This window comes from Brevundimonas sp. GW822-FHT03E11 (genome assembly GCF_058801445.1).
Genome location: NZ_JBXANG010000004.1, coordinates 279871 through 292411, shown reverse-complemented (window position 1 = coordinate 292411; position 12541 = coordinate 279871). Strand labels below are relative to the sequence as shown.

Annotated in this window: 9 protein-coding genes; 3 read left to right on the top strand and 6 right to left on the bottom strand. The window is 68.7% G+C overall.

What is annotated here, in order from left to right; all coding sequences use genetic code 11:
- Positions 1-1806, bottom strand: coding sequence for an aminopeptidase P family protein (locus AC1RKE_RS09110; protein ID WP_395942052.1), 1806 nt, complete (start codon positions 1804-1806; stop codon positions 1-3).
- Positions 1807-1824: 18 nt separating this feature from the next.
- Positions 1825-2691, bottom strand: coding sequence for a 50S ribosomal protein L11 methyltransferase (locus AC1RKE_RS09105; protein ID WP_054765755.1), 867 nt, complete (start codon positions 2689-2691; stop codon positions 1825-1827).
- Positions 2692-2878: 187 nt separating this feature from the next.
- On the opposite strand from AC1RKE_RS09105, the gene AC1RKE_RS09100 reads away from it, so the two are divergent.
- On the top strand, positions 2879-3436 hold the full coding sequence (locus AC1RKE_RS09100) for a hypothetical protein (RefSeq protein WP_395942053.1): 558 nt from the start codon (positions 2879-2881) through the stop codon (positions 3434-3436).
- Positions 3437-3496: 60 nt separating this feature from the next.
- Here AC1RKE_RS09100 and AC1RKE_RS09095 read toward each other — a convergent pair whose 3' ends face one another.
- Complete coding sequence (locus AC1RKE_RS09095; protein WP_395942054.1) at positions 3497-4360, bottom strand: LysR family transcriptional regulator; 864 nt, start codon at positions 4358-4360, stop codon at positions 3497-3499.
- Positions 4361-4498: 138 nt separating this feature from the next.
- Here AC1RKE_RS09095 and AC1RKE_RS09090 point away from each other — a divergent pair, with 138 nt between their 5' ends.
- Together AC1RKE_RS09090 and AC1RKE_RS09085 are read left to right on the top strand one after the other, a co-directional pair.
- On the top strand, positions 4499-5533 hold the full coding sequence (locus AC1RKE_RS09090; RefSeq protein WP_336967020.1) for an aldo/keto reductase: 1035 nt from the start codon (positions 4499-4501) through the stop codon (positions 5531-5533).
- A 24-nt stretch (positions 5534-5557) separates the two neighbouring features.
- Positions 5558-6727: an MFS transporter gene (locus tag AC1RKE_RS09085; protein ID WP_348684614.1), complete on the top strand. Its 1170-nt coding sequence runs from the start codon at positions 5558-5560 to the stop codon at positions 6725-6727.
- Between the two features lie 6 nt (positions 6728-6733).
- Here AC1RKE_RS09085 and AC1RKE_RS09080 read toward each other — a convergent pair whose 3' ends face one another.
- From AC1RKE_RS09080 to AC1RKE_RS09070, 3 genes are read right to left on the bottom strand one after another with little or no spacing between them, the layout of a single operon-like run.
- Complete coding sequence (locus AC1RKE_RS09080; RefSeq protein ID WP_492896876.1) at positions 6734-10096, bottom strand: error-prone DNA polymerase; 3363 nt, start codon at positions 10094-10096, stop codon at positions 6734-6736.
- Positions 10093-11649: a Y-family DNA polymerase gene (locus AC1RKE_RS09075; RefSeq protein ID WP_348685121.1), complete on the bottom strand. Its 1557-nt coding sequence runs from the start codon at positions 11647-11649 to the stop codon at positions 10093-10095. Before AC1RKE_RS09075 ends, AC1RKE_RS09080 begins: the two co-directional genes overlap by 4 nt.
- Complete coding sequence (locus AC1RKE_RS09070) at positions 11549-12367, bottom strand: ImuA family protein (RefSeq protein ID WP_348685119.1); 819 nt, start codon at positions 12365-12367, stop codon at positions 11549-11551. Before AC1RKE_RS09070 ends, AC1RKE_RS09075 begins: the two co-directional genes overlap by 101 nt.
- Between the last annotated feature and the right edge of the window lie 174 nt (positions 12368-12541).

Sequence of the window (12541 nt, the reverse complement as noted above, 5' to 3'; positions counted from 1 at the left end):
TCAGAGCGGGGCGCAGGCCTGTTCCAGCCAGGCCCGCACCTCGCCCTCGACCAGGGGGCCGACCTTGGCCAGGGTCTCGGCGTGATAGGCGTCGACATAGGCCCGCTCGTCCGGGGTCAGCAGATCGACGTCGATCAGCTTGCGGTCGATCGGGGCGAAGGTCAGCTGTTCGAACCCGTGCATCGGCCGCTCTCCGCCCTCGGGAACCACGGCCGGCGTCACCACCTGCAGGGTCTCGATGCGGACGCCCCAATGGCCCTCGCGGTAATAGCCGGGCTCGTTGGACAGGATCATCCCCTCCAGCAGCGGCTGGCTGGTGCCCCATTTGGCGATCCGCTGCGGCCCCTCGTGGACGCCCAGATAGGAGCCGACGCCGTGGCCGGTCCCATGGTCGTAATCCAGCCCCGCCGCCCACATCGGCGCCCGCGCTATGGCGTCCAGCGCCATGCCGCTGGTCCCCGCCGGGAAGCGGATCGTCGCCATGGCGATATGGGCCTTCAGCACCAGGGTGAACTTGTGACGCTGGTCCGCCGTCGGCTCGCCCACCGCCATGGTGCGGGTCACGTCGGTCGTCCCGTCCAGATACTGGCCGCCGCCGTCCACCAGCAGCAGGGAGCCCTTCTCGATCTTGCGGATCGTGGCCCCGACCGGCTTGTAATGCGGCAGGGCGCCGTTCGGCCCGGCCCCGGCGATGGTGTCGAAGCTCAGATCTTTCAGGGCGCCCGTCGCCTCGCGGAACCGCTCCAGGGTCTCCACCACCTCGCGCTCGTCCGGCAGGGTCTGCTGGGCGACCGTGTCGACCCAGTGCAGGAAGTTGGCCAGGGCGGCGCCGTCGCGGATATGGGCGCGTCGGCTCCCCTCGATCTCGACCGCGTTCTTGGCGGCGCGCGGAACGGCGCAGGGGTCCATGGCCCGCACCACCGTCGCCCCCGCCTGCTCCAGCCGGTCGAAATACCAGGCGGACGACAGGGCGGGATCGATCATCACCTTCTTGCCGGCCAGGCCATCCAGCGCCTCGCCCAGCCGCTCGGGCGCCTCCAGCTGGACCTCGTCGCCCAGCCAGCCGGGCAGTTTATTGGTCACCTTGGCCGGATCGAGGAACAGGCGCGCCTTGCCGTCGGCCTCCAGCACGGCCTGGCCGATGGGCAGGGGCGAGCGGATCACGTCGCCGCCGCGCACATTGAACAGCCAGGCGATCGACATGGGCGCGGTCAGAACCACGGCCTCGGCGCCGGCGTCCGCCACGGCCCGACCGATCCGCGCCCGCTTCGCCGCATGGGGCTCGCCGGAATAGACGTCTTCGTGCGGCGTGACTGGGGCGGTCGGCTGGGCCGGACGGTCCGTCCCCCAGGCCAGGTCCAGCGGATTGGCCTCGACCGGCCTCAGCTCCGCCCCCGCCTTCTGGGCCGCCGCCTTCAACGGGACCAGGGCGTCGGGGCTGTGCAGACGCGGATCATAGCCGATCACCTGGCCGGGCTTGGCCGTCTCCAGATAGGCGGCGACGTCGTTCAGGTCGCGCCGTTCGAACAGGGCCGGATCGGTCTGGACCTTGACCTGCACCGTATAGCGGCCGTCGGTGAACATGCTGGCCCGGTCCTGGAACACCACCGCCGCCCCGGCCGAGCCGTTGAAGCCGGTGGCCCAGGCCAGCCGCTCGTTGGCGTCGGGCAGATATTCGTTCTGGTGTTCGTCCTCGTGCGGGATCAGGAAGCCGTCCAGCCCCTGCTTGGCCATCTCGGCGCGCAACAGCGGCAGGTGTTTGGCCCCGAAGGACGGATCGGTGGTCTCGTCGAAGGTCTGGCGCATCATCTCGTCTTTCGTTCCTCAGCCCATTCGCCGCAGCACCAGGGCGCTCCAGGCGTCGTGATGGATGCGCTTCTCCAGACGGAATCCGCGCGACGTATAGGCCGCAGTCACCCGACGTTCCTGGGTCCGCAGCAGGCCCGACAGTATGGCGACCCCGCCCAGGCTCAGCGCCGTCTTGATGTCCTGCGACAGGGCCACCAGCGGCGGGGCCAGGATGTTGGCGAAGACCAGATCATAGGGCCCGTGCTTTCTCACCCGCTGGTCGTTCAGGCCCGAGGCGTGGACGAAGCTGGCGTGGGCCTGGTTCAGGGCGGCGTTCTCATTGGCGATCCGCACCGAAGGGGCGTCGATGTCGGTGCCGATGGCGATCCGGCTGCCGGTGCGGGCCGCCGCAATCGCCAGGACGCCCGTGCCGCAGCCGACGTCCAGCACCCGCTCGAACCGCTCCCGCTTCAGCAGGTCGTCGAAGGCTTCCAGACAGCCGACCGTCGTGCCGTGGTGGCCGGTGCCGAAGGCGGCGCCGGCGTCGATCTTCAGATTGACGGCGTTCGGCGGAACCCGTCCCTCGTCATGGGCCCCATAGACGAAGAAGCGCCCGGCCCGCACCGGCGGCAGGCCCGACAGCGACATGGCCAGCCAGTCGGCGTCGGCCAGCTTCTCGACCGTGACGGTCACGGCGTAGTCGGCCAGGGTCGCCTTCAGACCCTCGACCTCGTCCTCGGTCGTCGGGAAGGCGTCGATACGCCAGAGATTGCGATCCTCGTCCTCCTCCAGGATGGAATAGGTCGCCCCCTCCAGCATGGGATCGGCGTCGATGGCGGCGGCGGCGGCCTCGGCGCTGTCGCGCGAACCGCGTGCGATTATCTGAACTGCGGACTCGGACATTTCTCAAACACCGCTAAGATGGCGAATCGTTGCGATCCGGCGCTTCGTCCTCCCGACGCCGCCGGGCTTTTTAACTAACCGAGGGGTCGGGGAATACATGGCCAAGTCACCGTCTACGTCTAAACCTGCGTCGCCGAAACCGGCGACCGCCGCTTCCAAGCCTAAAGCCGCGCCGAAGTCGAGCGCTGTGAAGGCCGTCGCCGAGAAAACCGCCGAGCCCAAGGCGACCAAGCCCGCCGCTGCGAAGCCTGCGGCCAAGACGGCCGCCCCCAAGGCTGCGGCCCCCAAGCCCGCGCCCAAGGCCCCGGCCGCGAAGCCGGCCGCCAAGGTCGCCGCGCCTAAGGCCGCCCCTGCGAAGACCGCTGCGCCCAAGGCCGCTCCCAAGGCCGCTGCTCCGAAGACCGCCGCCCCCAAGGCGTCCGCCAAGCCCAAGGCCGCTCCGGCCGCCAAGGCTGCGCCGGCGAAGGCCGCAGCTCCCAAGGCGTCCAAGCCCGCCGCTGCAAAGCCCGCCGCCAAGACCACAGCCGCGAAGCCGACCGCCAAGGCCGCTGCGCCCAAGCCTGCCGCCCCGGCCGTCGTCGCGGCTCCCACGCCCGCTCCGGTCGCGGCGCCGGCCGCCGCCGCCCCGGCGCCCAAGCCGGTCGAAGCGCCCAAGCCCGCCGCTCCGACCCCGGCCGCCGCGCCGAAGACGGAAGAAAAAAGCTTCTTCGCCAAGTTGGGCGACCTGATCTTCGGCAAGCGCTGATTTCGAACCCTATTCGAGATTGAAGATCGCCGGACGGCTCGCTCCGTCCGGCGATTTTTTCTACCTCAGCCGGTCTGCCAGGAAGTCGACGAAGACCCTAACCCGCGCCGGCATATGGGCGCCGCCGACAAAGACGGCGTGGATCGGCTCCCGATCGCCGGGATTGAAGGCTTCAAGCAGCGGGACCAGACGCCCGTTTTTGATCGCGTCCGCTACGCTGAAACTGCCGACCCGCGTCACCCCCACCCCGGCCAGCGCCAGTTGCGTCAGAGTCTCGCCGTTATTTGCCTCGATCGGCCCCTTCACCGTCAGGGCGTAGTCTCTTCCGTCGCGCCGGAACGGCCAGACCGGCTCGGCCCGGCGAAAGTTGAAGTTCAGACAATCATGGTCGTGCAGGTCCTCCGGGACCTGGGGCGTACCCCGTCGCGCCAGATAGTCCGGCGAGGCGACGATAGTCCGCCCCGTCTCGCCCAAACGCCGCGCCGTCAGCGGACTGTCGGCCAGCGGTCCGAATCGGATGGCGACATCGGCCTGCCCCGCCGCCACATCCACCACGGCATCGGTCAGATTGAAGTCGATCAATATATGCGGATACAGGCGAGCGAACTCGCCCAGCAGCGGCACGACGCGCTGGCGGCCGTGCGCTAGCGCCGCGCTGACCCTGACCCGTCCGCGCGGCGCCCCCTGATCGGCGACCACCCGCTCAGCGTCGTCCAGATCGGCCAGAATGCGACGCGCCGCCGCCAGATAGGTCTGGCCTTCCGCCGTCAGCGTCAGAACCCGCGTGGTCCGCAGCATAAGCCGCACGCCCAGTCGCGCCTCGATCCGGTCAATGGTCCGGCTGACTGCCGACGGCGTCAGATTCAGGGACCGCCCCGCCGCTGAAAAGCTGCCGCTCTGCGCCACGGCGGCGAAGATCTCCATCTCCCGCGCTCGATCCGCCCTATTCGCCTGCATCTTTGCGTCAAAATCAAAAATCTTTGGCCTGAGGCCTACCTACTCCCTGCGCGGCGCGTCGTCCATCTGTGCGTTCCAGCAGAGGCAACGTCGCGAAAGAAAGTCATGGAATATCGTCAACTCGGATCATCGGGCCTGCGCGTGCCGGTCCTCAGCTTCGGCACGGGCACTTTCGGCGGTTCCGGCCCGCTGTTCGGCGCCTGGGGCGCCAGCGACGCCGACGAGGCCCGGCGCCTGGTCGATATCTGTCTGGAGGCCGGGGTCAATCTGTTCGACACCGCCGACGTCTATTCCGACGGCGCCTCAGAACAGGTGCTGGGCGAGGCCATCAAGGGCCGGCGCGACCAGGTGCTGATCTCGACCAAGACCGGCCTGCCGACCGGCGACGGTCCGGCGGACTGGGGCGTGTCGCGCGACCGTCTGATCCGCGCGGTCGAGGCCGCCCTGCGCCGCTTGGGCACAGGCCATATCGACCTGCTGCAACTGCACGCCTTCGACGCCTCGACCCCGGTCGAAGAGCTTCTGGCCACGCTGGACATGCTCGTGACCTCGGGCAAGGTCCGCCACACCGGCGTGTCCAACTATCCCGGTTGGGCCCTGATGAAGGCCCAGGCGGCGGCCCAGCGTGACGCCCGCCCCCGCTTCATCGCCCACCAGGTCTATTATTCCCTGATCGGCCGCGCCTATGAGGCCGACCTGATGCCGCTCGGCGCAGACCAGGGCGTCGGCGCCCTGGTCTGGAGCCCGCTGGGCTGGGGCCGTCTGACCGGCAAGATTCGCCGCGACGCCCCCATTCCCGACGGCAGCCGCCTGCACCAGACCGCCGCCTTCGCTCCGCCCGTCGACGACGAGCACCTGTACCGTGTCGTCGAGGCACTGGACGCCGTGGCGGCCGAGACCGGCAAGGCCGTGCCCCAGATCGCCATCAACTGGCTGCTGCAACGACCGACCGTCGCCTCGGTCATCATCGGCGCCCGCAACGAGGAACAGTTGCGCCAGAACCTAGGCGCCGTCGGCTGGAGCCTGACGCAGGAGCAGATCGCCGCCCTCGACGCCGCCAGCGACGTCCTGCCGTCCTATCCCTACACCCCCTATCGCCAGCAGGAGGGGTTCGCCCGCCTGAACCCGCCGCTGGTCTGACCGTCCAGAAGGTTTCCTCCCCCCATGAAACTCAATCCTCCCCTCCTCGCCCTCGCAGCCGGGGCCTTCGGCATCGGCGTGACCGAGTTCGCCCCGATGGGCCTGTTGCCTGTCATCGCCACGGACCTGGGCGTCTCCATCCCCACGGCTGGCCTTTTGATCAGCGCCTATGCCTTGGGCGTCATGCTGGGCGCCCCTCTGATGACCCTGACGACCGGCCGTATGCCGCGCCGAGCCTTGCTGATCGGTCTCGCCGCCGTCTTCACCGTCGGCAACCTGCTGTCGGCGATCTCGACCGACTATGCGATGCTGCTGATCGCGCGGGTCATCACCTCGCTGAACCACGGCGCCTTCTTCGGCGTCGGCTCGATCGTGGCAGCCGGCCTTGTCGCGCCGAATCGCCAGGCCGGCGCCGTCGCCGCCATGTTCATGGGCCTGACCATAGCCAATGTCGTCGGCGTGCCCCTGGCGACCTGGGCCGGCGAGGCCCTGGGCTGGCGCGCCAGCTTCTGGGGCATCGCCGCCATCGGCGTGGGGGTCATGGCCGCCCTGCGCCTGACCCTGCCCCAACTCCCCGCCCCGACCGGCGGAGACATCGCCGCCGAGCTGCGCGTCCTCAGTCGCGGCCCCGTGCTGGCGGCCCTGGCCCTGACGGTGATCGGCTCCAGCGCCATGTTCACCGTCTTCACCTATATCGCCCCGATCCTGCGCGACCAGACCCACGCCTCGCTCGGCTTCGTCACCGCCATGCTGGTGACCTATGGGCTGGGCTTGACGCTCGGCAACTGGCTGGGCGGCAGGTTCGCAGACAAGTCCGTCGACCGCACCCTGATCGTGACCCTGGCCGCCCTGTCCGCCATACTGGTCGCCTTCGCCGTCGCCATGCCGTTTGCGGTCCCGACCTCGATCCTGGTCTTTTTGTGGGGGATCGCCAGTTTCGCCCTGGTGCCGCCGCTGCAGGTGCGGGTCATGGCCGCCGCCGGCGACGCGCCGAACCTGGCCTCGGCCATGAACATCGGCGCCTTCAACCTCGGCAACGCCCTCGGCGCGGCCGTGGGCGGAGCGGTCATCGCCGGAGGCCTGGGTTATCCAGCCGTGTCCTTGGCCGGAGCGGTCGCTTCCGGACTTGGCCTGCTGCTGGTCCTGTTCCTGGCCCGGCAGCGAGCCCCGACGGCGGCGCCCGCCGTCTGCTGACGTCCGTCAGTGAAAGTCGCGCGACCCCGGCAGAATGCGGACGTCGCGCGGATGCCGGCCGGTCGGGCTGCGCGGGCCTTGCGGATATTTGACCGCATCCGCTCGCGACAGCTCGACCTGCAGCTCATAGTCCTCGGACAGCCGCCCCAGCTCGGCCGAACGATCGATCACCCGCCGGGCCATGACGTGCAGCACGCCCTCGACGCTCTTTTCGACCGTGCCCTCCACCTCCATCAGCCGCGCGGCCATGACCTCACGCCGGAAAGTCTCGAACAGCCGCGCCCACAGCAGGATGTTCACCACCCCGGTCTCGTCCTCCAGGGTCACGAAGACGGCGTTGCCCGTGCCGGGTCTCTGGCGCACCAGCACCACCCCCGCCGTCTTCACCAGCGCCCCGTGCCTCTTGGCGTAGACCGCCTCGGCGCTCAGCACCCGCTCCGCGTCGAACATCGGCCGCAGGATCTGCATCGGGTGCCCCTTCAGCGACAGACGCGTCGTCTGATAGTCGGTGGCGATATGCTCCTTCAACGGCATCAAGGGCAGGTTCGCCGCCGCCTCGACGCCCAGCTCCCGCGCCCGCGCCGCCTGGAACAGCGGCAGGGGCTCGTCGTCCGGCAAGCGTCTGACCGCCCACAGCCCCTCGCGTCGATCCAGCCCCATCGATCGAAACGCGTCCGCATCCGCCAGCTTCCGCATCGCGGCCGCCTCCAGACCCGTCCGCCGCGCCATCTCCTCCACATCGACGAAGGGGACCTCGCGCGCCGCGACGATCCGATCCGCCCAGACTTCCTTGAACCCGTCGATCTGCCGCATCCCCAACCGTAAGGCCGGATAGTCCGCCCCCCGCGCCGTCGGCTCCAGCCTATTGTCCCAGAGGCTGTGGTTCACGTCGATCGGCCGCACCTCGACCTTCTGGGGACTTTCCTGCGCATCCCGCACCAGTTGGGCCGGGGCGTAGAAGCCCATCGGCTGGCTGTTCAGCAGCGCACAGGCGAACACCGCCGGGTGATGACATTTGATCCAGGACGAGATGTAGACCAGCCTGGCGAACGACACCGCGTGGCTCTCGGGAAAGCCGTACGAACCAAAGCCCTTGATCTGCTCGAAACATCTTTGCGCAAAGGCGGGATCGTAACCGCGGGCGATCATCCGACCGACCATTCGCGCCTCGTACTTCCAGAGCGTCCCGTCGCCTCGAAAGGTGCCCATCGCCTTGCGCAGACCATTGGCCTCGGCCGAGGTGAACTCGGCCGCCACCATGGCGACCTTCATCGCCTGCTCCTGAAACAGGGGCACGCCCAGGGTCTTTTTGAGCACCTTCTTCAGCTCGTCCGGATCGTGCGGCGGGCCGGGTCGGGCGTAGTCCGGCGCCTCCAGACCTTGGCGTCGACGCAGATAGGGATGCACCATGTCGCCCTGGATCGGTCCCGGCCGGACGATCGCCACCTGAATGGCCAGATCATAGAAGGTCGCGGGTTTCAGCCTCGGCAACATGTTGATCTGCGCCCGGCTCTCCACCTGAAAGACCCCGATGGACCGTCCTTCCTGAAGCATGCGGTAGACGGCCGGATCCTCGTCGGGAACCGTATCCAGCCGCAGGTCCGCCACCCCCAGCGACCGCATCAACTCGAACGCCTTGGCGATACAGGTCAGCATCCCCAGCGCCAGAATATCGACCTTCATCAACCCCAGGGCGTCGATGTCGTCCTTGTCCCATTCGATGAAGGTCCGGTCCGGCATGGCCGCATTGCCGATGGGCACGAGCTCGTCCAGCCGGTCCTGGGTCAGGACGAAGCCTCCGACGTGCTGTGACAGGTGACGCGGGAAGCCCAGCAGCCGCCGCGTCATGGCGACGGCGCGCGCGATCTGCGGGTTGGCGGCCTCAAGCCCGGCCTGCGCGACATGACGCTCGGTCATGTCGCTGCCGAAACTGCCCCACTGACTGCCGGCCAGCCGCGCCGTGACGTCCTCGGTCAGGCCCAGGACCTTGCCGACCTCGCGAATGGCGCTGCGCGGCCGGTAACGGATGACCGTCGCCGCTAGGCCCGCCCTGTGCCGACCATACCGGTCGTAGATGTGCTGAATGATCTCCTCGCGTCGCTCATGTTCGAAATCGACGTCGATATCCGGCGGCTCGTTTCGATCGGCCGACAGGAAGCGTTCGAACAGAAGATCATGCTGGCCGGGATCGACCGAGGTGATCCCCAGCACATAGCAGACGGCCGAATTCGCCGCAGATCCTCGTCCCTGACACAGGATGCCCTTGTCGTTCGCGACCTGGACAATGTCGTGGATGGTCAGGAAATAGGGCGCCAGATCGCGCTCCCGGATGTAGGCGAGCTCCTTGTCGAGATCATCGCGCACCTTCTGAGGCGCACCCTGCGGATATTTCTGGTCCAGGTTTCGATCGACCAGGTGCGCCAGCCAGTCCTGTGACGACCACCCCGGCGGGATCGGCTCCTCGGGATAGTTGTAGCGAAGATCCTCAAGGTCGAACCTCACCCGCGCCAGCATATTCTGCGTCTCCGCCACCGCCTCTGGCACATCGGCGAACAGGCGGGCCATTTCCCTGGGGGGCTTCAGGCGGCGCTCGGCGTTCTCTTCCAGCCATCGCCCTGCCGTCTCCAGAGTCACGCCTTCGCGGATACAGGTCAGGACATCCTGAAGGTCGCGCTGTCCGGCCTCATGATACAGGACGTCATTGACCGCCAGCAGGGTGGCGCCTGTCCGCTTCGCCATCGCCTTAAGCCGCGTCAGGCGCCGCCGGTCGTCGCCGGAACGGGTCATGGCCGCCCCCGCCCAGACCGCGCCCGGCGCCGCCGCGACCACCCGCGCCAGCACGGCCTCCAAGCCTTCCAGACGAGGCGGCGGCATGACGATCAGCAGCAATCCCTCGGTCGCCGCGCACAGGTCGTGCAGGCCGATCTCGCATTGACCTTTCCTGGCCCGGCTGTTGCCCAGGGTCAGCAGGCGACACAGGCGCGCCCAGCCCCGGCGATCCTCCGGATAGGCCAGAATGTCCGGCGCGCCGTCATTGAAGCGAAGCCGGGCGCCGAGAACCAGTTTGAAGGCCTGGGCGCGCTGCTTGACCCGGTCGCTGAGGGCCGGGTCGTTCATCGGATCCTCGACCCAGCCGACCTCGCCCGGACCGCCGCCCTCGCGCACCTTCTCTGGGGGAGACAACCCCTCCTCCCTTAAGGCCTTCAGCGCACTCCACGCCCGGACCACCCCTGCCAGACTGTTGCGATCAGCCAGCCCCATGCCGGTATGGCCGAGCAGGATCGAAGCCAGCACCAGCTCCTTCGGATGCGACGCCCCTTCCAGAAAGGAGAAGTTGCTGCGCGTCGCCAGCTCAGCATAGGCGGTCATGCGAAGATCCCGTGCAGGAACCAGCGCGGGGCCGGTTCCTCGCCGTAGAAGCCGGAACGGAACAGCCAGAAGCGCCGCCCCTCCTGGTCCTCGACCCGGTAATAGTCGCGCGTCGGCTCCTGGGGGGCCTGCAACCTGCGCCACCATTCGGGCGCGAGGCGTTCGGGCCCTTCGACCCGGACCAGCCGGTGGTCCACCCGCCGCCAGATGAAGCGGTTCGGCGGATGATCGGGCACTTCCGCCGTGGCCAGAACCGGCTGGGGCGGATCGAACATCTGCAACGGCCGCAGCGGCGGGTCGGCCGGGTCCGGTTCGGGCCAGGCGACGATCTCGGCCAGGGCATGTGCCGCCGGGCTCAGGCGGACGGCGCGTTCGGGCCAGTGCGACTCTATCGGCTCGAACCGGCTGACCGCCTCCGGTCCCAGGCGCGCCGTCAGCCGGTCGATCAGTCGCCCCAGATCTTCAGCGGTCGACGGGGCGGCCTCAAATCCCCTCTGGCGCGAGGCCAGGCGATCGGCGACCGTTACGGACAGACGCATCTGGTCGAAGCCGAAACCGGGCTCCAGTGGTCGCGCCAGATTGGCCAGCCGTTCGCGAAACAGGCGCAGCACAGCCGCCGCGTCGCGACTGGGGCGGCCCGTCCGCACGGTGATGTGGCGCACCTCTCCGTCCAGGCGGAAAAAGCCGGCCTGAAAGGCGCGCCCGCCCTGACCGCGCAGGTCCAGCCGGTCCATAGCCTCGACCAGCAGGTCGCCGATCACCGCCTCGACATCGGCTGTCTCCGTGATCGGCTCGACCAGAACCCGGTCGACGGAAATCAGAGGAACGGGGCGTTCGGGGCGGATGCGGACGTCTTCACGTCCCAACACCCGGTTCAGCCGCGTCGCCGCCGCCGTCCCGAACCGGGCGGCGATGGGCGCCGTGGGGCGATCCGCCAGATGCGCCAGGGTCTTCAGGCCCGCGCGCGACAGGGCCTGGATCTCCTTGTCCGACAGTTCCAGCGCCGCGACCGGCAAGCGACGCAGGGCCTGGTTCTGCGCCGCGCCCTGATAGATTCCGCCCCGCCCGAAGCGGGCCAGGGCCCGCGCCGCCTCAGGCGTGCCGGCCAGGGCCAGGCGCGTCGCCAGACCCACGCCCTCAGCCCGCGCCGCGACCGCCCGGACCAGTCCTTCTTCACCCCCGAACAGGTGGGCGCAACCGGTCACATCCAGCGCCAGGCCGTCCGGCCCGTCGGTCGCCGCCATCGGGGTGAAACGTCCGAAATCCAGCAGCACCCGTCTCAACAGGGCCGTGTCCGCCTCGGGCCGATGCGGCGCCACGCGGATATTCGGCGCCCGCGCCCGCGCGTCCGCCAGAGTCATGCCCGGCGACAGACCCAGAGCCAGGGCGGAACCATTTGCAGCAGCCAAACGGAGCGCGCCCTTCACCTTTTCCACCAACACGGTGGCTGGTTCAGCCGTAGCGTCTGAGCCCCTCTTCTCGCGCCTCAGCCGATCTGTCGGCAGCAGGGGAAACCAGACCGCCAGATAGCGCCGGTCGTTGCGGCTGTTCATGTCCGGCATTCTGCCCGCCCTGTTCGAAGACTCCGCGCTCACGATCCCACTCCATGATCCAGCTTCTCGGCTGCGCGCCCAGCCGATGCCGCAACAGTTCGACCGCATAGGTCGGATGGCCAGGGGCCTCCGCTTCCAGCGCCCGCGACAAAGCCCCCCTGATCCGCCACCGCGTTTCGGCTGCACTGGGCTGGGGCTGGGCCGCCAACCGGGTCAGGAGTGCAGTCGCCCGTCCCTGCCCTGCCGCCATCGACAGGCGACGCGTGGCGGTCAGGCTCAGCACCTTGCTCTCGCCCCAGGCTGTCAGCAGCACCGCTCCCACGGCTCCACCGGCCAGGGCTTCCTCTCCCGCCGCCAGCAGCTCCTTCGTCTCCTTGACCCGCACCAGCACCAGCCGGCCGGGATCCAGCCCCAGTTCGCGCAGGCCCGCCCCATAGATCCGCCCCGTCTCCAGTTCGGCCATGGCCTGGACGCCCCAGACCACAGGTCGATCGCCCGCCGTCCGGCGGACCAGTCCCAGAGCGAACCCCAGGGCCGCTGTCGCATCAGGCGTAGTCGCGGCGTAAACCTCGTGCAGCGCATGGGTCGCCAGCCCGCCTAGATGCCGGTCAGCCGCCTCCAGTCCGAGATCGAAGCGCGCGTCATCCACTGGATGACCGGCTGCCTCCAGGGTTTTCAGATGTTGGCGCAGGGCTTCGATCTTGCGGCGGGACCGCACAACAGTTCTCCTTTTGTTCTCTTATATGCCTCCTTCAGGCCACGAAGAGTCAAGCGACCTCCAACGTGGCCATGGGAATTTATTCCGTCGCAGCGGGCCGAAATAGCGAGAATACTTGACTTTGTCGGAGGGGCTTCTATATCGCCCCCAGCCTCGGGACAGGTCTGCGATCCG